This window comes from Streptomyces sp. DvalAA-43 (assembly GCF_900091725.1).
Taxonomy (GTDB): Bacteria; Actinomycetota; Actinomycetes; order Streptomycetales; family Streptomycetaceae; genus Streptomyces; species Streptomyces pulveraceus.
Genome location: NZ_FMBW01000043.1, coordinates 457,115 through 479,053 on the forward strand (window position 1 = coordinate 457,115; position 21,939 = coordinate 479,053).

A 21,939-nucleotide genomic window follows, 5' to 3' on the forward strand; every position below is an offset into this window, starting at 1 on the left:
GGAACCAGCACCAGATCGTGCACGAGGGCCGCGCCGACGAACCACACGATCACACCGAAGGCGTCCCCCGCCAGCAGCCGCACTCCCGCGTAGGCCGCGAGGGCGAAGGAGGCGGCCATCAGAACGAGGTGCAGGGGCCCCTCCCCGTACCCACGCCGTACGAGGATGCGCGGATCCGTCCTTTTCACAGCTCTCCAAAGGTCAGCCGGGACACCCATTTGGTGTTGAGCACGCCGGGGGCGGCCGGGACGATGATCCGTGCCGGATATCCGTGATCGAGTGACAGGTACTCGCCGTTGACCCCCAGGGCCAGCAGGGAGCGCGGGTCGTCCACCTGGTTGTCGCGGAGCGCGGCCCGGCGGAACGGGCCGCTGCGCTGTACGGACTCCACCAGCAGCCCCGGTGCGCCGTCCGGGTACCCGGCGAGCGCCGCCAGATCCTTCAGCCGTACCCCGCGCCACCACTGGTCCGAGGTCGACCAGCCCTCCACACAGGCGATGGGGAGCGCCGAGCTGTGCTGGTCCATGGCCAGCAGCTGATCCCGTGTGAACCGGAGGTCCCCGGCCGGCCCGCTGACGGTGAGCCGCCAGCCCTCGCCCATATCGGTGGTGGTGAGGCCGACCGAGGCGGCGGTCTTGTTGATCTGGAAACCGTTGGGGCCGGAGCCCGGCTCGGCGGCGCCGTGCGGGGTGAGCGCGGCGAGGCGCCGCAGCGGTCCGTCGAAGCTCCGTCCGGCCGAGGTGATCAACAGGACCAGCGAACCGGCGCCCACCATGGCCAGTGCCCCGCGGCGGGACAGCGTCGGCGCGGCGGGAGCGGGGGACTCCAGCGGGTCGCCCGGAACCGTCCCGCTCAGCCCGCCCGACCTCAGGACCCGTACGGCCTGCGGCACCCGGAGACCCGCGTGCGCGAGGAACGCGGCGAAGAACACCCACGCCCCGTAGAAGTGCAAGCGGTAGAAGGAGCCCGGGAACAGGTAGTCCAGCTGGATGTTGAGCAGCCCGGTGACGAATTCGAAGAGCGCCCCGCCCACCAGGAGCAGCAGCGACAGCCGCTCCAGCGCGTGTCCGAGGGAGCGGGCGGGCGGCAGCGCGAAGAGCTTCGGGACCACCGACCAGAGCTTGGCCAGCAGGACGGGGACGAGCACGATGCCGAGGGTGACGTGGACCCCCTGCGTCAGCCGGTACAGCCAGTGCGGTCCGGTCGGCCAGGCGAAGAGGTAGAAGCCCAGCAGCCCCTTGTCCGGCGTCTTGTCGTTGACCGGATTCAGGTCCGGGTTGTAGGCGGCGTACGACAGCAGACCGGTCACGAACAGCACCGTGATCCCGCCGAGCAGGACGAGGCCGAGCACCGCGGTGAACGGCACACCGCGCACCGGGCTGCGCCAGAATCCCGGTGCCGAGGGGAGGCGTTCGCGGATCGCCGCGGCCCGTCGGGATCGGAGGATCGCCGTGGCACGTCCGGGCAGGAGACGGGACAGGAACGCGCGTGGGGTCGGACTCTTCCGACGGCTGTCGCCCATGTCCCGACGCTATGCCGGAATGCCGGGCCGGGGCGGTTACGACTCCTGACGAAACGATGACGTCGCGCCCGGGAGCGTGATTCCGGCGTCCCCGCCCACCCCGGAGGAGGCACCGGAATCTGACGGTTCGGTGACGCGCCCCCGCGCCACGCGCCCCCGCCGCCCCGTGGTGCGTACGGTGCCTGCGTGAAGACCGTGGACCGCACCGAATCCGCCGCCGAACCGCTCCCCGCACAGCGCTCCGGGCACGGCCGCGACCTGGCCGCCGCCGGGGCGGGCGTCGTGCTGGTCGCCGCGGCCGTACTCGTCGGCCGGGCCATCGAGAGCTCCGACCACACCCTCTTCGTCCACTGGCCGCCGCTGCTCGCGTCCTGGTACCCGCATATCGGGCCCGGCACCTGGGCCGCGCCCGCCGTCGCCGTGGCCGTCATCGCCCACGGTCCCGTGCTCGCCGACCGGCTGCGCCGGCGGGCGCTGCTCCTCGGCTGCTACGCCGCCTCGCTCGCCTGGATCTTCTCGCTCGCGCTGATCGACGGCTGGGGGCGCGGGATCGCCGAACGGCTCACCACCAAGCACGAGTACCTGGGGGCCGTCGGCCGCTTCCACGACATCGGCGCCGCCCTGCGCGGCTTCAACGACCACATCCTGATCGGCCCGCCGGGCAACTGGCCCACCCATGTCGCCGGGCACCCGCCGGGCGCCACCCTCACCTTCGTGCTGCTGGACCGGATCGGACTCGGCGGGGGCGCCTGGGCCGGGGTCTGGTGCATCGTGACCGGCTCCACCGCGGCGGTGGCCGCCCTGGTCGCCGTCCGCGCCCTGGCCGGCGAGCACGTCGCCCGCCGTGCCGCGCCCTTCCTGGTCCTCGCACCGGTCGCGGTCTGGGCCGGTGCCTCGGCCGACGGCTATTTCACCGCGGTGGCCGCCTGGTCCGTCGCCCTGCTGGCACTGGCCGCGACCCGCACCGTCCGCAGCCCCGCGGCCGCCGCACTGGGCGCGGGGCTCCTGTACGGACTGACCTGTTACCTCAGTTACGGTCTGCCCCTCATCGCGCTTCCGCTGCTCGCCGTCCTCGTGCTCACCCGCACCGCCCGGCCGCTCCCCCTCTTCGTGCTGGGAGCCCTGGTGGTGCCGGTCGCCTTCACGCTGGCGGGCTTCAACTGGTGGGAGGCGTACCACCTGTTGGTCGAGCGGTATTACCAGGGAGCGGGGGGCGTCCGTCCCTACTCCTACTGGATCTGGGCCAACCTCGCCTGCACCGTGATCGCCGTCGGACCGGCGACGCTCGCGGGCCTGCGCCGGACCGCGGCGGGTGCTCCCTCGGCCGTACGCACCCTGCGCACCGAGACGGCGACCGCGCCGCAGCGCCTGATCCTGCTCGTGTCGGCGGCGCTCCTCGCGCTGCTGGCCGCCGACCTGTCCGGGATGAGCAAGGCGGAGACGGAACGAATCTGGCAGCCCTTCATGCTCTGGCTGCTCCCCGCCGCCGCGCTGCTGCCCGCACGGCACCGACGTGGCTGGCTGGCCGCGCAGGCGGTCGTGGCCCTGACGGTCAACCACCTTCTCTGGACCGAGTGGTAGCGGCAGAGGAGCCGTCGTCACCGTCAGCGCTGGTGGCCGACGTCGCGGGCCAGGTCCAGGCCGAGGACGCGGTCGAGGTGGGCGAAGGTCTCGAACTTGGCGCCCGACGGCAGGTCGGACCGTTCCGCCACCTCGGCCAGCAGGCCCAGGACGGCGGCGACGTCGAGATCCTCGGCGAACGCGGCATGTGCCTGCCGCAGCAGGTCGGCGGGGACCGGCCTGGACGGCTCCTGCGCCCAGTCGGCGACCGACCGGCGCCATTCGCGCAGGGTCCGCCGGGCCTCGGCGAGGGCGGGACCGGTGACCGTGACCGGCGTTCCGTAGGGAAGTCCGAGCAGCAGCAGGCGCACCGCCAGCGGATCGGCGGCCTCCGGTTCCGTGGGGTCCGGGAGATCCGGGCCGAGGAGGCCGCCCGGGTCGGGGACCCCCTCCGGCGACGGAACCGCGGCGACCCCCGCCACCTCGATCCGGGCTCCGTCCCTCGCGTCGTCCACGTCGGTGCCCTCGGCGACCACCTGTACATCGGCGGGGCCGCCCAGTGCCGCGTCCGGACGGTGGGCCCCGACGGCGACGGGGGGATGGATGCCGAGCACCGCCATGACCCGGTCCAGCGCCCCGGCCCGGTCGGGCGTCAGCTCCGGGGTGGTGAGGACCGTGACGACCTGGAGGCCGTTCAGCTCGGCGGTGCGCGCCAGTACGTCCCCGATCAGCGGGACACGCAGGTGCAGCGGGCCGATACCGGTGTCCGCACCCTCGCCGATGACCGGCAGATGGACGCGGCTGCGCAGCAGGCGGCGTGGTGCGGCGGGGATCTCCACGAGGTGACCGGTGCGGGTGTCGGTGATACGCAGCATGGTGCGGAGGCTAGTCGTGGTGGCTCACCGGGCGTGGGAGCCCGTGCCCGCCATTCGTGCCCTGTTCCGCGGCCGCCCGGGATCTGTCGGGGCGCTGTCACGTCGGCGGATGCCGGGGGGTGTGAGGTCGCGTCACGTCGGAGGCCGACGCGGGACTTCCCGCTGCGCGGAGGTGATGCCCGCGATGTCGAGTATCTGCTCGGCGGAGGTGCGGTTGTCGTCCCGTACCGCCATGGTCATCGCGGTGTGTGCGGCCGCCGCGGAGGTCTGCGGCGGGATGACCAGGAAGACGAAGTGGTCGTGGTGGCCACGGGTGACGATCATCGTGCTGTCGTCGACGACGGACCAGTCGATACGGACCGTGTGGTCGCCGACGACGAGAAGGGGCGGGACCTCGTTCCAGGCACTCGCGTCCAGGCCGACGCGTGCGATGGGTCCGAGACTGGCCGTCAGCGCGTCGATCAGGTCGGGCAACTGGCTTCTGATGTCGCGCGAGCGAGGCCACCAGGCGCCGTCGAAGAACCCGGCTCGGCTGGAGGTCGTCTCCAGCCGCAGTACGGCGCTGCCCGGAACCACCGGCTGTACGACACCGGCGGTGTCCTCAAGGAGCAGGAGGGGTGCCGGGTCGCGCGGGTCGGTGGTCACGGGGTACCGGCCGTCCGGAGGCTCGGGGCCGTTTCCGTGCGGACGGGGTGCCGGGGTGCTGTGCCCTGGCCGCCCTCGGAGTCCCAGGCCAGTTCCCGGGTCGAGTCCCAGTCGGCCTCGGCCGCGATCCGGAAGAGCTCCGCCTCACGCATCAGGCCGCTCGCGGTGAGAGCCCGGAGGGGATCGGCGGCCGCGGTCATCAGCCGGGCGGCTGTGGCCGGGCCGGTCTCCGGCGGGATCACCAGCAGATCCCAGCGACCGGTCGTGTACGAGAGCAACAGGAGCTTGTGCGGGTCCTGTTCGGCCTTGAACCAGCCGATGTGGACCAGATGCCCGGTGACCTGCACCTTGTGCGGGATCACCGGCCAGAACGTGGGGTTGACGGTGACCCGGGTGATCCTGCCCCAGAGCGGATCGAGTACGGCCGTCAGCGACGGCAGTTCCGCCGTCAGGTCGCGGGAACGGGGCCACCAGGCACCGTCGACCAGGGCCGGAGAGGTACCGACGGGCGCCAGCATGAGTCGGAGCGGCAACGAAGAAGGGGTCCGGTCCTCGACCGCCTGCGGATGCTCGATGATCGCGGTCATGACGCGAACCCTGCCCCGGGCCGGTCATGACCGGCCCGGCGTTGTGAATCGCCGAGAGCGGCACCGGCCTGAAAGCGGGTGCGCGAATTGTCCTCGGTAAGTCCAGGGTACTCCTGCCCGGGGGCTTCCGGTCCGTGCTGCCAGTCGATGATGCCGGTCAGTTCTCCTCGGTCAACTGCTCGTCCAGTTCGTCGAAGAGCAGCTCGCCGTGGTCGACCTGGCCGGTGCGGTAGGCGGTGCGGGCCACCAGGTGGGCGGCGACGGGACCGGTCATCAGCTGGAAGAAGCCGATCAGCCCGAGGGTGGCGAGATCCATGCCGCTGCGCAGCCGCAGGGCGACCCCGGCGAGGACCAGCAGCATGCCGAGGGTCTGCGGTTTGGTCGCGGCGTGGCTTCGGGAGAGCACGTCCGGCAGTCGCAGCATCCCGATCACGCCGAGGAGGCAGATGGCCGCACCGGTGAACACCAGGACCGCGCCCGCCGTGTCGAGGATCAGGAACCAGACGTTCACCGCGTTCTCCCCTCGGAGCTGTCGGGGCCGTCCGGGCCGTCCCCGTTCGTGCCGTGCCGGGGCGGCCGGTCGCGTACGGCGATGAAGCGGGCGATGCCGACCGACCCCGTGAACCCGAGAAAGGCCAGCACCAGCATGATCGGGAAGTAGAACGAGTCGCGCGCGAAGGCGGACTTGGCGCCGAGGCCCGCGATGATGAGGGCGGCGCACACATCCAGCGAGATGGCCCGGTCCAGCATCGAGGGGCCCCGCCAGATACGGGCGAGGAGCGCTGCCCCGGCGACGACGATCACCACGACGGACGCGGTGAGCAGGGCCCGGTCGACGGTCTCCGGCACACTCATGCCCCGTCCTTCCTGTCGTGCGCCGGAATCGGCGGAGGTGGTTCCGCTACACGGGCGATCTCGTCGCTCGTGCCGAAGGCCCGTACGGTCAGCCGTTCGAGGCGCCAGACGGAGCGGCGGGCCGCGTCGAGGACGGCGGGGCTGTCCGCGTCGAGGACGTGCAGGAAGACGGTGGCCGTGGCCCGGCGCACCTCGACCACCGATCCGCCGGGCACATTGGACACGGCGACGGCGGTGGCCGCGAGCATCAGGTCGGTGCGGCAGCGCAGGGGTACCGCGATGACGGCGGCCCGGTGCGGGTAGTCGGTGAAGACCTGCCGGGTGACGCGTACGCCCGAGGTGTACATGTCGTAGAGCAGATATCCGGCGAGCATCAGGATGCCCCAGGGGTGCAGGCGGAGCCCGAGGTCGACGCGGGGCAGCGGGAAGGCCAGGCAGACGGCCACGGCGACGACCGCGCCGGTGAGCAGGTTGACCCAGTTCGGGCTGGACCAGAGCAGCACCCAGATCAGGGTGAGCCAGGCGATCAGCGGGAGGTCGAGCACGCGTCGTCGGCGCCCGACGAACTCGCAGCTGAAGGGCGGCAGGTCCTTGTTCCGGAAGGACAGTCTGAGCAGGCGTTTCACCGGCCGAGCACCGCCTGTACATAGGGGGTCCGCGCGATGAGTTCGGCGGCCGCGCGGTCGGTGTAGGAGGTCAGTGGTCCGGCGAACACGGTGAAGGCGAGGCCGAGTGCGACGGCCGCGGCGGTGGCACCGGTCATCGGCCGCGGCAGTTTCGTCGTGGTGGTGACGGCGTGCCCGTGCAGGGTGGCCGCGACCGCCCGTCCGGCGGGCTGATGGCGGGGGCGCACCGGTTCGTCGCCGGTGCCGGGGATGTGGTCGGGGCCTTCGCCCTCTTCGTCGTCGTCCTCGTCGGAGTCGGCCTCCAGGACGGTGCCGTCGACGGCCTGCCCGGGGGGCGCGGCCCGCCAGAACGCCAGGTTCCAGACCTTGGCGATCACGTACAGGGTGAGGAGGCTGGTCACCGCCGATCCGGTGACGAGGATCCACGCCCAGACACTGCCGTCGGCGACCCCGGCCCGCATCAGCCCGAGTTTGCCGATGAAGCCGGAGAGCGGCGGGATGCCGGCCAGGTTCATCGCGGGTACGAAGAAGAGGAGGGCGAGCAGCGGGGCGGCCTTGGCCAGGCCGCCGATCCGGGTGAGTTCGGTGGTGCCGCCCCGGCGTTCGATGAGCCCGGCCACCAGGAAGAGCGTGGTCTGGACGGTGATGTGGTGGGCGACGTAGACGATCGCGCCGCTGTACGCGTCCCGGGTGGCGAGGCCGATTCCGAAGACCATGTAGCCGATGTGGCTGATGAGGGTGAAGGAGAGCAGCCGTTTCAGGTCGGTCTGGGCCACGGCTCCGAGGATCCCGACGACCATCGAGGCGAGTGCGGCGGCCATCAGCAGATCACCGAGCCGGTTGCCGGGGAAGAGCAGGGTCTCCGTGCGCAGCATGCAGTAGACGCCGACCTTGGTGAGCAGTCCGGCGAAGACGGCGGTGACCGGGGCGGGCGCGGTCGGGTAGGAGTCGGGGAGCCAGGCGGCGAGCGGGAAGACGGCGGCCTTGATGGCGAAGACGGTGAGCAGTATCGCCTGGATCAGGGTCTGGACGCCGAGCGGGAGTGCGGCGAGGCGGCCCGCCAGCTGGGCGAAGTTCGCGGTGCCGGTCGCCGCGTACGTCATGGCGATGGCGGTGAGGAAGAGCATCGAGGAGAAGAGGGAGATGATCACGTAGGTGGAGCCCGCGCGGATGCGGGGTCCGGTGCCGCCGAGGGTGAGCAGCACGAAGCTGGCGACCAGCATGATCTCGAAGCCGACGTAGAGGTTGACGAGGTCGCCCGCGAGGAAGGTGCAGGAGACCCCGGCGACCAGGATCAGATAGGCGGGATGGAAGACCGCCACGGGGGTCTCCTCCTCCCGGTCGGTCATGCCCTGGCCGAGGGAGTAGACCAGCACGCAGAGCGTGACGGCCGAGGATACGGTGAGCATCAGTCCGGACAGCCGGTCGGCGACCAGGGTGATGCCGAGCGGCGGGGCGAAGTCGCCGAGGTGGACGGTGAGCGGGCCGCTGGTGTCGGCGGCGATCATCAGGGTGACGGAGAGCCCCAGTACGGCGCTGAGCACGGCGACGCTGATGAGGCGCTGGAGCTGTTTGAGGCGGGTGCCGAAGGCGAGGCTCAGGCCGGTGGCGCAGAGCGGCAGCAGCACCGGCAGGGGGACGAGTGCGTTCATCCGGTGGCTCCCGGGTCGGTGTCTTCCACATGGGCCCGAAGCTGTGCGTAGTCCTCGGGGTCCGCGCCCAGTACGTCGTGCCAGAGGTCTCCGGTGGCGTCCCGGCCCCGGGCCTGGAGGGCGCGGTCGGCGCGCAGCCGGGCCCGCAGGCGGCGGCGTTCCTCGCGGTAGCGGGTGCGTTCCTGGTCGGTGACGTCGGAGGCGGCCCGGTAGGCGTCGCGCAGCTCGTCCCGCTCCCCCAGCACCTCGGCGCGCAGCGCGATGCGGCGGTCCTCCAGGTCGTCGTGGACCTCGTCGGTGCCGGTCAGCTGGTGGCTGCGGTACGCCATGGCGAGGAGGAACGCCGTGGTGGCGAGGGTGATGACGATCGCGGTGAGCGCGATCGCCTGCGGCAGCGGGTCGGTGACCCGTCCGAGCGGGACACCGTAGAGGAGGGGTTCCGCTCCGGCGCGTCCGCCGGCGGCGAGGACGAGCAGATTGATCCCGTTGCCCGCGATCACCGCGCCGAGCAGGATGCGGGTGAGCGGCCGGGTGAGCATGAGGATGCCGCCGACCGCGCACAGTACGGCGGCGGTGGCCAGGAGGGCGACGCTGACGGTCATCCGGGGGTGCCTTCCGTTCCGGGTGCCGCCCGCGGTGGTGCCGAGGGGCCCGCGGCGGCCGCCTTCTCGGCGGCCGCGCGCTCGATCTGACGGTCGATCTTGGCGCCGAGCGCGCGCACGATGTCCAGCACCACGCCCAGGACCAGCAGATAGACCCCGAAGTCGAAGAGGATGGCCGTACCGATGTGGTACTCGCCGATCAGGGGCAGCCTGCCGTAGTGGGTCCAGGCGTGCAGGACCGTTCCGTCGACGAGGCCGAGCAGGGCGACGCCGGTGGAGAGGAACAGTCCGAGTCCGGTGAAGAGTCCGGGCTGGAGCGGGGCGGCCTCGGCCAGTTCGAAGCGGCCGCCCGCCAGGTATCGGGTGATCAGGGCGAGTCCGGCGACGAGCCCGGCGACGAAGCCGCCGCCCGGCATGTTCTCGGCGCAGAACAGCAGGTACAGCGAGAGCACCAGGACCGGGTGGAACAGCAGCCGGGCCACGACCTCGAAGACGACCGAGCGGTGCTCGGGCGCCAGCGTCGCGCCGGCCGCGAGCCAGCCGCGTTCCGGCGCCCCTTCGTCGCCCTGCGGAAGTCCCGTCATACCGGGGGCCGTCAACGACCAGGCGGTACGTCCCCCCGCCTCCTCGCGCAGCGACGGTCCCTCGGTCCGGCGGTGCAGATAGATCAGGCTCGTCACACCGATCGCCGCCGCGGCGAGCACGGCGGACTCCCCCATGGTGTCCCAGGCCCGCAGGTCGACCAGGATGGTCGCCACGACGTCCTTCAGTCCGTGGTGGGACACCTCCGTCACCATGGCCGCGCCCGCCGAGTCCGCCGTACGGGCGGCCGCCGCGACCCACACCACCACGCCGAGCGTCGCCGCCGCGGCCAGCGCCACCGGGATGCGCACCGCGCGTCGCCAGGAGCTGACCGTCTCCTGGAAGTGCACCGGCATCCGCCGCAGCACCAGCACGAAGACGATCATCGACACGGTCTCGACGCAGAACTGGGTGAGCGCCAGGTCCGGGCCGCCCTGGACGACGAAGAGCAGGGCCGCGCCGTATCCGGTCAGCCCGGCCAGGACCACGGCCTTCATCCGGCGGCGCACGGTGAGGCACAGGAGTGCGGCCGCGCAGGTCAGTACGGCGACGGCGCCTTGCAGGGGGGCGTCCCAGATCCTCGGGGCGGCGGCCGTGCGCCAGGGCCGGTCCACGCCGAGGACGGTGAGCTGACCGGCCAGCATCACGAGCAGGGTGGTGGCGAGGTAGACGGAGAGCGAGCCGCGCTGGACGAATCCGGTGAGCTGGAGGGAGAGCCGTTCCAGGCCGAGCAGCAGATGACCGAAGACGCTGTCGGCGGTCGGCCAGGCGATCCGCCGGGAGAGCCGGGTGACGGTGGTGCGCCCCAGGAAGAGCACCACACCGCCCGCGAGGGCGACGGCGGAGAGCAGCAGGGCCGTCCCGAAGCCGTGCCAGAGCGCGAGATGGTAGGGGTGGGCGGCCGGGGGGAACGCGTCCGCGTACGCGCTGAACAGCCGGTCGGTCCAGCCGACGCCGGGCCCGAGCACCAGTCCGCAGACCGCGAGCAGGGCGGGCGGTGCGAGGAAGGCCCACCCGACCCGGTGCACCGGGGTGTCCTCGACCCCGGGCTTGCGGAAGAAGGCGCCCCAGACGAACCGCACGGTGTACGCGACGGTCAGGGCCGAGCCCGCGACGGTGACACCCAGCGCCCAGCGGTCGGCGGGCGATCCGTGCAACAGCGCGTCGAAGGCGGCCTCCTTGGCGGCGAAGCCGAGCAGCGGGGGCAGGGCCGCCATGGAGGCGGCGGCGAGCACCCCGACCGTGCAGACGTGCGGCAGCGCCCGGCCGACGCCGGAGAGTCTGCGCAGATCGCGGGTGCCCGCCGCGTGGTCGACGATGCCGGTGACGAGGAACAGCGGGGCCTTGAACAGCGCGTGACCCAGGATCATGACGGCGGCGGCCAGTGCGGTGTCGCGGTTGCCGGCCCCGGCGAGCAGGGTGAGGAAGCCGAGCTGGCTGACGGTGCCGTAGGCGAGGACGAGCTTGAGGTCGTTCAGGCGCAGCGCCCGCCAGCCACCGAGCAGCATGGTCGCGGCGCCGAGGACGATCACGACGGGCCGCCAGACGGGCACGTCGGCGAAGCCGGGCGCGAGCCGGGCGACCAGGTAGACCCCGGCCTTCACCATCGCGGCGGCGTGCAGATAGGCGCTGACGGGGGTGGGCGCGGCCATGGCGTTCGGCAGCCAGAGGCTGAACGGCCAGATCGCGGACTTCGACAGGGCCCCGCACAGGATCAGCACCACGGCGACGGAGACGGCGAGGGTGATCCGGGGCGGGTCGGCGAGGAGGGCGGAGATGCGGTACGTGCCTGCCGCCTGACCGATGATCAGGAAGCCGACGAGCATCGCGAGGCCGCCGAGCGTGGTCACGGTGAGCGCCTGGAGCGCGGAGCGGCGGCTGTGCTTCTGCTCGCTGTCGTACCCGATCAGCAGGTACGAGAAGACCGTCGTCAGCTCCCAGAACACATAGAGCGAGATCAGGTCGTCGGCGAGGACGAGGGCGAGCATGGCGCCCGCGAACGCCAGGAGGTTCCCGGCGAATCCGGCCAGTCCCGGTGCCCCGTCGGTGAAGTACGAGGCGCAGTAGAGCAGGACGAGGGTGCCGATCCCGGCCGCGAGCAGCACCATCAGTTCGGCGAGCGCGTCGAACCGCAGGGCGACGGTGACGTCGTACGCCGGCATCCACCGCCACGACCAGGTGACCGCGCCCCCGGAAGCCACGGTGTTCCACTGCGTGACAGCCCATGCGGTGGCGGCGGCCGGAGGCAGCGCGAGGACGACGAAGGCACGCCTGCCCAGCGCCCGGACCAGTGGGCGGGCGCAGGCGGCCAGGACGAAGTGGCAGACGATGAGCGCGGTCATACGTCCCCGAGGGGTGTCCCGCGCCCGCCTCGGACGGGGGTCCGGGGCCTGGGCGATACATCACGGGCAAAGAGCACCAAACAGAGATATATCCCCGACCGCGCTTCACTCGTACGGCGCGCCGCACCCGGCACTCCCGGACTGCCGTGGTGGACCTGTGCGTGATCAGTGATGCACTTGTGAGCCCACTTTCTTTTCATTTTTTCACTGTGACTAATATCTATCTGTCGAAGTTCTCAACGGATTTGACCAGTCCTGAGGCTGGCATCATCAAGGAGCACGCCCTGCGCACGCGCGCCTCACGGCGGACCCGGTCGACCACCATGTCGCTGCGGACCGCCCTGCTCGTTCTGGCCATCGTTCCCGGCGTCGCACTGGCGGCCCTCTGGGCCGTCACCAGTGGCCAGACCCTGCTGGACTTCCAACGCCAGGCCGCCCAGGGTCAGTTGGCGCAGAAGGCCGGCCAGCCGTCCAACATCGTGTACTACAACCTCCAGGCGGAGCGCCGGCTCAGCGCCGAGGCGCTCGCCCGGCACGAGGGCGCCACCGGAGAACTCCAGCGGCAGCGCAAGCTGACCGACGAGGCTGTCAAGAGCTTCCAGTCGCTCTCCGACGTGGCGACCGACGACGCACCCGCCGAGGTCCGTGACGCGGTGGGCAAGGCCCGCGCGGCCATCAACCAGCTGCCGGCCCAGCGCGCCCTCGTCGACGACGGCGGCAACGACCAGCAGAAGGCCGTGTACCGCTACTACACGGACCTGATCGCGGTCGACCTCCAGCTCTTCGCGGCACTCAGCCATGTCGACAACGGCCGGATCACCACGCTCTCGCAGCCGCTGGTCGACCTGTTCTGGACCAAGGAGATGATCTCCCGCTCGGACGCCCTGCTGGCGCGCGGCTGGCCCGAGGGGAAGCTGAGCACCGAGGACCTGAAGCAGGTCCGGGAGGCTGTTTCCGGCCAGGAACTCCAGTACTCCACCAAGGTCGTTCCCCAGCTGCCTCCGGATCAGAAGGCCATGTGGGAGAAGATCACCGGCAGCGCGGCCTGGAAGACCAAGACACGCGTGGAGAACGAGGTGCTGCGTCCGGCCGACGCCGACGCGAAGGGGTTCGTCACCCTGGGCGCCCAGGAGAAGACCTGGCGCGGGGCGATGGACGAACTCTCCCCGCGGATCGAGAAGCTACTTGAGCACCGCACCGCCAGTGTGGTCGAGGAGGGCAAGGGCAGCGTCATGTCGCTGCTGTTCAAGATGGTACTGACCACGGTCGTCGGCCTGCTGGCCGTGATCGCGGTCATCTGGACCACCTGGCGCCTCACCCGCAACCTCCGTCGCCGGATCGGCAGTCTGCAGGAGCGGGCCGAGGAGCTGGAGAAGGCACTGCCGGACGTCGTCGAGCGGCTCGCCCAGGGCGAGCGGATCGATATCGAGGCCGAGGCGCGTGCCATCGAGCCCGACGGCAAGGGCAGCGGGAGCGACGAGCTGAGCCAGCTCGGCGACGCGCTCAACCTGGCGCGCACCAGTGCGCTGGCGGCGGCCGTCAAACAGGCCGACCAGCACCGCGGATTCGAGCGGCTGCTCCAGCGCATCGCCCGCCGTACCCAGCAGCTGATCGGCCAGCAGCTGAAGAAGCTGGACGAGCTGGAGCGCAAGCACGAGGACCCCGCGGTGCTCGACGGCCTCTTCGACCTCGACCACCTCACCGCCCGACTGCGGCGGTACGAGGAGAACCTGGTGATCCTCGCGGGCGGCTCCCCGCACCGGCGCTGGCGCAAGCCGGTCCCGCTGCTGGACGTGATGCGGTCCGCCCAGGGCGAGGTGCAGGACTACCGGCGCGTGGTGCTGGACCTGGACGGCAGCCCCTGGCTGTCGGAGCGGGCCGTCGGCCCGGTCTCCCATGTGCTCGCCGAGCTGATCGAGAACGCGCTCAGCTTCTCCCGGCCGCCGAGCCCGGTCGAGGTCAGGGCCGCCAAGGTGAGCCGCGGACTGGCCATCGAGGTCGAGGACCGCGGACTCGGGATGGAGGAGGACCAGCTGGCGGCGGCCAATGAGCTGATGATGCGGCCGCCCCGGATGGACGTGCTCGCCCACTCCGACGACATCCGCCTCGGTCTGTATGTGATCGCCCGGCTCGCGGACCAGCACGGCCTGCGGGTGGAGTTCCGTTCCTCGGCGTACGGCGGTACCCGCGTGGTCCTGCTCGTCCCCGACGAACTCACCGTCCCCGAGCCGCACACCGGCCCGGTCGGTGTGCCGTCCCCCGCCGCCGCGCCCGCGGCCCCCACCGCTCCCGCACCCGGCGACGCGCTGCCCACCCGCGTACAGGGCCAGGCGCTGGCCGGAGTCACCGCGCTGAACGCGGCAGGCGCCCCGTACGCCACCCCCGAGCAGCCCCACCCGGCCGCCGAGGATCCCTACCCGGCCCCGGCCCCGATCCCGGAGCAGGAGCCGTACCGGCCGGAGCAGGAACAGCCGTATCAGCCGGCCGGCACCACGTTCGCCGGGCAGGAACAGCCGTACCAGCCGACCGAGTCCCCGTTCACCGGGCAGGATCAGCCGTACGCGGCACCGGAGCACACCGACCCGGCACGGGGCGGGGCGTTCGGCGCCCCGGAGAGCCCGTACGCCGCACCGGCCGTCCCGTACGCCACGCACCAGGACCCGTACGGCCAGGCCGAGCAGCCCTATATGACGGCCGCCGGTCAGTACCCCGTGGACCAGCCCCCGTACGCGGCGCCCCAGGAGCCGTACCCGGATCCGCAGCAGCCGTACGCCGCCCCGTACCCCTCCGGTCCGGGCACTACGTCCCTTCCGGTCTCCGCGCCCCGGCAGTCCGAGCCGGAGCACGCGCGGCCCGCCCCGCTGCCGGTCTCCGAGCCCGACCACCCGGCACCGCCGGAGCCCGGCACCGTCCATGGCCGACACGCGGAGCCCGGCTCCGACCGGCCCGCCCTGCCCGCCCCCGGTGCGGAACCCCCGTTGCCGCGCCGGGTACGGCAGGCCAGCCTGGCCGACGAACTGCGGATCGACCCGGCCTCCCGGCCCGCCGCGCCGCAGCCGCCGAGCCGCCCGGAGAAACCGCTGCCACGACCGGAGCCCCGCCGGGCCGGAGCCGCGATCGGCGCGTTCCAGCGCCGCTCCCGGGCCGCCCGCTCGACCGACGAGGCACCGCAGCAGCAGCCCGCACCGCCCGCCATCCCCCTGCCCACGAGAGAAGAACGGCCATGACACGCACAACCGCCACCCACCAGGATCTCGACTGGCTGCTCGACGGCCTGGTGGACTCGGTGGCCGAGACCCTGAACGCCGTCCTGCTGTCCGACGACGGGCTCGTGGTGAGCCACTCGCGCACCATCGACCGCGCCGACGCCGAGCGGCTGGCCGCCATCTGCACCGGCCAGCAGAGCCTGGCGCGCGGCGTCGGCCAGCTCTTCAACGGCGGCGGCGTGCACCAGGTGATCGTCGAACTGAACGACCTCTGGCTCTTCATCATCGCGGCCGCCCAGGGCACCCACCTGGCCGTGATCGCCTCCCAGGAGGTGGACGCCGAGATCATGTCGCTCGCCATGCACAACCTCGTGCAGCAGGTCGGCCAGAAGCTCACCACGCCGGTCCGCGGCGAGTTCGACGCCTTCGGTACCGGGGACGGGCAGCGCGCGTGACCCCGTACTGGGAGGACGAGGCCGAGGAGGACGGGGCGGGCACGATGGTGCGCCCGTACACCATCACCCGGGGCCGGACCGCTCCCGAGCGGGACGACTTCAGCCTCATCACCGTGCTCACGACCGCGCAGGACCCCCGGGACGAGCACGGTGCGCCGGTCCGGCCCGGAAGGCTCCAGCCGGAACACCGGATGATCCTGGAGCGCTGCCGCCGCCCGGCCGCGGTCGCCGAAGTCGCCTCCGACCTCGGCCTCCCGGTATCGGTGACCAAGATCCTGCTGGCCGACCTCGTCGCCCAGGGCCTGCTGCTGGCCCGCGCCCCGCTCTCGGTGGCGCGTGTGGCCGGCGGGGCCGACATGGGCATGCTGGCAGCCGTTCGTGACGGACTCCGGAGACTCTGAACCAAGATGACAAGCAGTCAGGCGGCCCCCGCCGCCGTCAAGATCCTTATCGCCGGAGGCTTCGGCGTCGGCAAGACCACCCTGGTGGGCGCGGTCAGCGAGGTCGCGCCGCTGCGCACCGAGGAGTACCTGACCAAGGCCAGCATCGGTGTCGACGATCTGGCCGGTGTCGGCCAGAAGGACACCACCACCGTGGCCCTGGACTTCGGCCGCATCACGGTCAGTCCCGAGCTGGTGGTCTACCTCTTCGGCACCCCCGGCCAGGAACGCTTCTGGTTCATGTGGAACGACCTGGTCAACGGGGCGCTCGGCGGCGTGGTGATCGCCGACACCCGCAGGCTGGAGACGAGCTTCGCCTCGATCGACTTCTACGAGAGCCGGAACATCCCGTTCGTGGTCGCGATCAACTGCTTCCACGGCCACAACACCCGTACACCGGACGAGATCAGGGCCGCCCTCGACCTGGACCCGCATGTTCCGCTGCTGATCGGCGACGTCCGCGAGCGGCCGTTCGGCCGGGACGTGCTGCTGGCCCTGGTGGACCACCTGATGAGCCTGTCCGTAGCGGCCGGCTGACCGTCCACTCCCCCGTACCTTTTCCGTTCTGGAGACACCTGAGATGGCAACACCCCTGCGCGTCCTGATTCACGGCGGCGGCATCGGCGGGCTCACCCTCGCCACCGCACTGGCCCGGCGCGGCCACACCGTCGAGGTCGCCGAGCTCCGTGACGAGCTGGACGCCCTCGGCGTCGGCATCATCCAGCCGTCCAACGCCCTCCACGTCATGCGGGAGATCGGAGCCCTCGACGACTGCCTGGAGGCGGGCTTCGAGTGGGAGATCCTGACCATCGCCGACCCGGCCGGCAACACGCTCGCCGAGATACCCCAGCCGCGGATGGGCGACGCCCCCTCCAACAACGGCATCCCGCGCCCCGCCCTGGCCCGGGTGCTGAACTCCGCCGCCGTCGGCGCGGGTGCGAAGATCCGCTTCGGCACCACGATCACCGAGCTGACCGACGACGGCGCGGGCGTGGACGTCACCCTCTCCGACGGCTCCGTGGGCCGCTGGGACCTGGTCGTCGGCTTCGACGGCATCGGTTCGCCGCTGCGCACCCGGCTCTACGGGGACCGCTACACCCCCGAGTACACCGGCTTCGCGAACTGGCGGGTGACGGTGCCGCGTCAGCCCCAGGTGCGGGGCGTGGTGATGGGCACCGCGGGCAAGGAGGCCAAGGCGCTGCTCACTCCGATCACCGAGGAACTGATGTACCTGGGTGCGGTGTTCGCGGAGTCCGCGGACTTCCGGCCGGACCCGGAGCGGGCCCACGAGCAGCTCACGGAGCGGCTGGCGATGTTCTCCGGACCGGTCGCCGAGGCGCTGGCCACCGTCACCGACCCGGCCTCGGTGGTGTACTCGCGGATCTCCCAGGTGACGGTCGAGGAGCCGTGGCACGTCGGCCGGGTCGTCCTGGCCGGTGACGCCGCGCACGCCTCCACCCCGCACATCGCGCAAGGCGCGGCGATGGCCGTGGAGGACGCGCTGGTGCTCGCCGAGTCGCTGGACGCCGAGGACGGGGTGGCCGCGGCGCTCGACGCGTGGGAGGCGCGCCGCCGCCCCCGGGCCATGTGGGTGCAGGCCATGTCGCGCGCGGTGCTCAAGCAGGAGACGGGCAACGAGACGACGCCCGAGGAGGACGAGCTGCTGAAGGTCGGCATTCCGGGCGCGGCGCACGTGCTGGTGCAGCCGTACTGACCGGTGCCGATGCACGTCGTCGAACCCGTACGGGCCCGGATCTCCGGGCCCGTACGGCGCGTTCACGGCAGGACGGCCACCCCGTCGATCTCGACCAGGGCCTGCTCGTCCCAGAGCCTGGCCACACCGATGACCGCCATGGCCGGGTAGTCCCGGCCGGCCAGTTGGCGCCAGATCCGGCCCAGTTCCGCGGCGCGTTCGCGGTAGTCGGCCACATCGGTGGCGTACACGGTGACCCGGGCGAGGTCCGCCGGTGCGCCGCCCGCCGCGCGCAGCGCGGTGAGCAGATTGGTGAGCGCCGTCGCGAACTGCTCGGGCAGCTCGTCGCCGACGACCTTGCCGTCCTGGTCGAGGGCGGTCTGCCCCGCCAGGAAGACCAGGTGGCCGCCGGTGACCGTGACGGCGTGCGAGAAGCCCGTGGGCGGGGACAGCTCGACGGGGTTGATCCGGTGGACCGGACTCATGCGGACGCCTCCCGGCTCGCGTACAGCTCCTTGGCGATGATGGTGCGCTGGACCTCGCTGGCGCCCTCGTAGATCCGTGGCGCGCGGACCTCCCGGTAGAGGTGTTCGAGGAGGTGGCCGCGGCGCAGGGCGCGGGCGCCGTGCAGTTGGACGGCGGTGTCGACGACGTACTGGGCGGTCTCGGTGGCGTACAGCTTCGCCATGGCGGCCCGGCGCGGCACGCCGGACTCCCCCGCGTCGTACGCGGCGGCGGCCGCGTACACCAGGAGCCGGGCGGCCTCGGTCCGGGTGGCCATCTCGGCGACCTGGTGGGAGACGGACTGAAGGTCCTTCAGCGGGCCGCCGAAAGCGGTGCGGTGGGCGGTGTGTGCCACCGTGGCGTCGAGGGCGGCGCGGGCCATGCCGACGGCGAAGGCGCCGACGCTGGGGCGGAACAGGTTGAGGGTGTCCATGGCGACCCGGAAGCCCCGGTCCGGTTCGCCGAGGACGTCGTCGGGGGTGACCGGGACACCGTCGAACTCCAGGGCCCCGATGGGATGCGGCGAGAGCATCTCCAGGGCGGTGCCGGTCAGTCCGGGCCGGTCGGCGGGGACCAGGAACGCGGTGACGCCGCGAGAGCCGGCGCCGGGGGTCGTACGGGCGAACACGGTGTAGAAGTCGGCCTCGGGCGCGTTGGAGATCCAGCACTTCCCACCGGTCAGCCGCCAGCCGCCGGAGCCGGGTTCGGCGGTCAGGGCGAGGGCCGCCGCGTCGGAGCCCGCGCCCGGCTCGCTGAGCGCGAAGGCGGCGACGGCTCGGCCCGCCCGCACCTCGGGGAGCCAGCGTTCGCGGTGGGCCGGGGTGCCCGACCTGACCAGGGGGTGGGTGCCGAGGCCCTGGAGGGCCAGCGCGGTCTCGGCTTCCGTGCAGCCGCGGGCCAGGGACTCGCGGAGCAGGCAGAGATCGAGGGCGCCGGAGTTCAGCATCCGGTCGAGGAGGCCCGCGCCGCCGAGCGCGGCGATCAGGGGGCGGTTGACCTGTCCGGGGTCGCCCTTCTCCGCGAGGGGGCGCAGTTGATCTTCGGCGAGGGTCCTTAGCTCTTCACACCAGGCGGTTTGCGCCGGTTCGAGCGAGAATGCCGTCATACCGGCGCCTCTCTTGTCACGTCTTCCCGGTTTCTCGTGCCCGTTCTTCGCATCCGCGCTCCGCCCGGTCGGTCCCGTCCGTTTCCGTACGCGTCTTCCCGCTCGCCCGCTCTCCAGTCCACTCGGTCTATCGCGGACCGTTGACTACCGTCACCCAAACGATACGCTCCAGAGGCGACAAGGGGGCGATCCGTCATGGACCCGAAGACCTCAGCGCACCTCGACACCTTCGCCAGGGAACACCTGCCACCGCAGGACCAGTGGCCCGAACTGCTCTTCGACCTTCCCGAACTCCACTATCCCGACCGCCTCAACTGCGCGGTGGAACTGCTGGACCGTACGGCCGACCATTTCGGGGGCGGCCGCCCCGCCTTCCGTACCGCCGACGGCACGGTCTGGAGCTACGGGGAGCTGCGGGAGCGGGTGGACCGGATCGCCCATGTCCTCACCGCCGATCTGGGGGTCGTCCCCGGCAACCGCGTCCTGCTGCGCGGCCCCACCACTCCGTGGCTGGCCGCCTGCTGGCTCGCGGTGCTGAAGGCCGGCGCGATCGCCGTCACGGTGCTGGACCGGCAGCGGCCGGCCGAACTCGCCACCATCTGCTCCCTCGCCCGGGTGAGTCATGCCCTGTGCGATGTCCGGGCGGTCGACGACCTGGTGAAGGCGGAGGTGCCGGGGCTGCGGATCACGGTGTACGGAGGTGACGCCCCGGACGATCTGCTGCGCCTGGCCAAGGCCAGGAGCGGGCCGTACCGTGCCGTGGACACGGCGGCGGACGATGTCGCGCTGATCGCCTTCACCTCGGGCACCACCGGACGCCCGAAGGGCTGTATGCACTTCCACCGGGATGTGCTCGCCATCGCCGACACCTTCTCGGCCCAGGTGCTCCGCCCCACCCCCGACGACGTGTTCGCGGGCAGCCCGCCGCTCGGTTTCACCTTCGGGCTCGGCGGTCTGGTCGTCTTCCCGCTGCGGGCCGGTGCCAGTGCCCTGCTGCTCGAACAGTCCGGCCCGGCGCAGCTGCTGCCCGCGCTTGCCGCCCACCGTGTCTCGGTGCTGTTCACCGCGCCGACCGCCTACCGGGTGATGCTCGACCGGATCGACGGCCATGATCTGAGCGCGCTGCGGCGCTGTGTCTCGGCCGGGGAGAACCTGCCGGCCGCCACCTGGCGTGCGTGGCACGAGCGGACGGGGCTGCGCATCATCAACGGCATCGGCGCCACCGAGCTGCTGCACATCTTCATCTCGGCCGCCGACGACGCGATCCGTCCCGGCACCACCGGAGTCCCCGTGCCCGGCTGGCAGGCCCGGATCATGGACCGCGACGGCCGGCCGGTGCCGGACGGGGAACCCGGTCTCCTCGCCGTGCGCGGCCCGGTCGGCTGCCGCTATCTCGCCGACGAGCGCCAGCGGGACTATGTGGCGCACGGCTGGAACCTCACCGGGGACACCTACGTGCGCGACGCGGACGGCTACTTCCGCTATGTGGCCCGCGCCGACGACATGATCATCTCCTCCGGCTACAACATCGCGGGCCCCGAGGTCGAGGACGCCCTGCTGCACCACCCCGCGGTGGCCGAGGCGGCCGTGGTGGGCCGGGCGGACGAGCTGCGCGGCCAGATCGTGGTGGCGTACGTGGTGCTGCGCGAGGGCGCGGTGGCGACGGGCGACGAGCTGCGCGCGTACATGAAGGACGCGCTGGCCCCGCACAAGTGCCCGCGCGTCTTCGAGTTCCTCCCCGCCCTCCCCCGCACCGCCACCGGCAAGCTCCAGCGTTTCCGGCTGCGGGACGACTGAAACGGAATGCGGGTGCCGTGCTCCCCGAGCACCCGACAGGATGAACCATGACCTGGACCTTCAGCGATGACGTCGATGTCTTCCTCGACGCGGCCGGCCCCTCGCTGGCCGCCCGGCCCGCCGAGAACACCCTGATCCTGACCGTCACCGAGACCCTGGGGCTGCGCGGCCCGCACGCCTACGGCGACGCCGCCCCGCTGCTGGGCTGGTGGCGCGGGGCGGACGGCGAGGTCGCGGGGACGCTGGTGCGGACCCCGCCGCATCCACCGATGCTGGGGTCCGTCGCCCCGGAGGCGATCGGTCCGCTGACCGCCGCGCTCCCCCTGACCCGGGTCAACGCGGACCGGGCCACCGCCCAGGCACTCGCCGCCGCCTGGCCCGGCCACCGGGTCGACGAGGAGCAGCGGCTCTACCGGCTGGCGACGCTGATCCCGCCCTCCCCCGCTCCCTCGGGACGGCCCAGGACCGCCGTCGCCGCCGACCGGGAGCTGTTGCTGAGCTGGTACAACGCCTTCGCCGACGAGATCGGCCAGCCCGGCCCCCATGTCGAGCGGCTGGTCGACGACCGTACGGCCTCCGGCGGGCTGACGCTCTGGGAGGACGGCGGGATCCCGGTGTCGATGGCGGGTGTCTCCCCGCGGCTCGCGGGCATGGTGCGGATCGTGACGGTCTACACCCCTCCGGAGCACCGCGGCCGAGGCTACGCGGCCGCGGTGACGGCGGAGATCAGCCGGGCGGCACGGGAGGCCGGTGCGCAGGAGGTGCTGCTCTTCACCGACCTCGCGAACCCCACCAGCAACAGCGTGTACCAGCGCATCGGCTACCGGCCGGTCTCGGACCGGCTGCTGATCAGCACGGCGGAGCGCTGAGCGGTCCGCCGCGACCCGGGCC

At 72.2% G+C, this 21,939-nt stretch carries 20 protein-coding genes; 8 read left to right on the forward strand and 12 right to left on the reverse strand.

What is annotated here, in order from left to right:
* Positions 1 to 184: 184 nt before the first annotated feature.
* The gene (locus tag GA0115234_RS16655; protein ID WP_093542325.1) at positions 185 to 1,522 is read right to left on the reverse strand and encodes a molybdopterin-dependent oxidoreductase; all 1,338 of its coding nucleotides are present in this window, start codon (positions 1,520 to 1,522) and stop codon (positions 185 to 187) included.
* 186 nt (positions 1,523 to 1,708) lie between these two features.
* Here GA0115234_RS16655 and GA0115234_RS16660 point away from each other — a divergent pair, with 186 nt between their 5' ends.
* On the forward strand, positions 1,709 to 3,103 hold the full coding sequence (locus tag GA0115234_RS16660; protein WP_093542327.1) for a hypothetical protein: 1,395 nt from the start codon (positions 1,709 to 1,711) through the stop codon (positions 3,101 to 3,103).
* A 23-nt stretch (positions 3,104 to 3,126) separates the two neighbouring features.
* On the opposite strand, the gene GA0115234_RS16665 is transcribed toward GA0115234_RS16660, so the two are convergent.
* The 9 genes from GA0115234_RS16665 to GA0115234_RS16705 all read right to left on the reverse strand — a co-directional run bounded on the left by GA0115234_RS16665 (position 3,127) and on the right by GA0115234_RS16705 (position 11,848).
* A complete protein-coding gene (locus GA0115234_RS16665) occupies positions 3,127 to 3,957 on the reverse strand; it encodes a hypothetical protein (protein WP_093542328.1) in 831 nt (276 codons plus the stop codon).
* A 132-nt stretch (positions 3,958 to 4,089) separates the two neighbouring features.
* A complete protein-coding gene (locus GA0115234_RS16670) occupies positions 4,090 to 4,602 on the reverse strand; it encodes a DUF5994 family protein (protein ID WP_256088737.1) in 513 nt (170 codons plus the stop codon).
* Complete coding sequence (locus GA0115234_RS16675) at positions 4,599 to 5,189, reverse strand: DUF5994 family protein (RefSeq protein WP_093542329.1); 591 nt, start codon at positions 5,187 to 5,189, stop codon at positions 4,599 to 4,601. The genes GA0115234_RS16670 and GA0115234_RS16675 overlap by 4 nt, the downstream gene beginning before the upstream one ends.
* A gap of 157 nt (positions 5,190 to 5,346) precedes the next feature.
* Positions 5,347 to 5,700: a monovalent cation/H(+) antiporter subunit G gene (gene mnhG / locus GA0115234_RS16680; RefSeq protein WP_093542330.1), complete on the reverse strand. Its 354-nt coding sequence runs from the start codon at positions 5,698 to 5,700 to the stop codon at positions 5,347 to 5,349.
* Complete coding sequence (locus tag GA0115234_RS16685; protein ID WP_237541408.1) at positions 5,697 to 6,044, reverse strand: monovalent cation/H+ antiporter complex subunit F; 348 nt, start codon at positions 6,042 to 6,044, stop codon at positions 5,697 to 5,699. The genes mnhG and GA0115234_RS16685 overlap by 4 nt, the downstream gene beginning before the upstream one ends.
* Positions 6,041 to 6,670: a Na+/H+ antiporter subunit E gene (locus GA0115234_RS16690; protein WP_093542332.1), complete on the reverse strand. Its 630-nt coding sequence runs from the start codon at positions 6,668 to 6,670 to the stop codon at positions 6,041 to 6,043. Before GA0115234_RS16690 ends, GA0115234_RS16685 begins: the two co-directional genes overlap by 4 nt.
* Positions 6,667 to 8,322 (reverse strand): Na+/H+ antiporter subunit D, encoded by a 1,656-nt coding sequence (locus tag GA0115234_RS16695; protein WP_093542333.1) that lies wholly within the window; start codon positions 8,320 to 8,322, stop codon positions 6,667 to 6,669. Before GA0115234_RS16695 ends, GA0115234_RS16690 begins: the two co-directional genes overlap by 4 nt.
* Entirely contained in the window at positions 8,319 to 8,924 is a 606-nt protein-coding gene (locus tag GA0115234_RS16700; RefSeq protein WP_093542334.1) for a Na(+)/H(+) antiporter subunit C, read from the reverse strand. The genes GA0115234_RS16695 and GA0115234_RS16700 overlap by 4 nt, the downstream gene beginning before the upstream one ends.
* Positions 8,921 to 11,848 (reverse strand): Na+/H+ antiporter subunit A, encoded by a 2,928-nt coding sequence (locus GA0115234_RS16705; RefSeq protein ID WP_093542335.1) that lies wholly within the window; start codon positions 11,846 to 11,848, stop codon positions 8,921 to 8,923. Before GA0115234_RS16705 ends, GA0115234_RS16700 begins: the two co-directional genes overlap by 4 nt.
* A 245-nt stretch (positions 11,849 to 12,093) precedes the next feature.
* Here GA0115234_RS16705 and GA0115234_RS16710 point away from each other — a divergent pair, with 245 nt between their 5' ends.
* From GA0115234_RS16710 to GA0115234_RS16730, 5 genes are read left to right on the forward strand one after another with little or no spacing between them, the layout of a single operon-like run.
* Positions 12,094 to 15,075, forward strand: coding sequence for a nitrate- and nitrite sensing domain-containing protein (locus GA0115234_RS16710; protein WP_237541410.1), 2,982 nt, complete (start codon positions 12,094 to 12,096; stop codon positions 15,073 to 15,075).
* Positions 15,072 to 15,509, forward strand: coding sequence for a roadblock/LC7 domain-containing protein (locus GA0115234_RS16715; protein WP_093542337.1), 438 nt, complete (start codon positions 15,072 to 15,074; stop codon positions 15,507 to 15,509). Before GA0115234_RS16710 ends, GA0115234_RS16715 begins: the two co-directional genes overlap by 4 nt.
* Positions 15,506 to 15,910 carry a DUF742 domain-containing protein gene (locus GA0115234_RS16720; RefSeq protein WP_370804521.1) on the forward strand — a complete coding sequence of 135 codons (405 nt, stop codon included), beginning with the start codon at positions 15,506 to 15,508 and terminating at the stop codon, positions 15,908 to 15,910. Before GA0115234_RS16715 ends, GA0115234_RS16720 begins: the two co-directional genes overlap by 4 nt.
* Before the next feature lie 6 nt (positions 15,911 to 15,916).
* Positions 15,917 to 16,486 (forward strand): GTP-binding protein, encoded by a 570-nt coding sequence (locus tag GA0115234_RS16725; protein ID WP_093542338.1) that lies wholly within the window; start codon positions 15,917 to 15,919, stop codon positions 16,484 to 16,486.
* Between the two features lie 43 nt (positions 16,487 to 16,529).
* Positions 16,530 to 17,663: an FAD-dependent monooxygenase gene (locus GA0115234_RS16730; RefSeq protein ID WP_093542339.1), complete on the forward strand. Its 1,134-nt coding sequence runs from the start codon at positions 16,530 to 16,532 to the stop codon at positions 17,661 to 17,663.
* A 62-nt stretch (positions 17,664 to 17,725) separates the two neighbouring features.
* Here GA0115234_RS16730 and GA0115234_RS16735 read toward each other — a convergent pair whose 3' ends face one another.
* Together GA0115234_RS16735 and GA0115234_RS16740 are read right to left on the reverse strand one after the other, a co-directional pair.
* Positions 17,726 to 18,127, reverse strand: coding sequence for a RidA family protein (locus GA0115234_RS16735; protein WP_093542340.1), 402 nt, complete (start codon positions 18,125 to 18,127; stop codon positions 17,726 to 17,728).
* Positions 18,124 to 19,251 carry an acyl-CoA dehydrogenase family protein gene (locus tag GA0115234_RS16740; RefSeq protein WP_093542343.1) on the reverse strand — a complete coding sequence of 376 codons (1,128 nt, stop codon included), beginning with the start codon at positions 19,249 to 19,251 and terminating at the stop codon, positions 18,124 to 18,126. Before GA0115234_RS16740 ends, GA0115234_RS16735 begins: the two co-directional genes overlap by 4 nt.
* A 195-nt stretch (positions 19,252 to 19,446) precedes the next feature.
* Here GA0115234_RS16740 and GA0115234_RS16745 point away from each other — a divergent pair, with 195 nt between their 5' ends.
* Entirely contained in the window at positions 19,447 to 21,048 is a 1,602-nt protein-coding gene (locus GA0115234_RS16745) for an AMP-binding protein (RefSeq protein ID WP_093542345.1), read from the forward strand.
* Positions 21,049 to 21,095: 47 nt separating this feature from the next.
* Positions 21,096 to 21,917 carry a GNAT family N-acetyltransferase gene (locus GA0115234_RS16750; protein ID WP_093542346.1) on the forward strand — a complete coding sequence of 274 codons (822 nt, stop codon included), beginning with the start codon at positions 21,096 to 21,098 and terminating at the stop codon, positions 21,915 to 21,917.
* Positions 21,918 to 21,939: the final 22 nt, after the last annotated feature.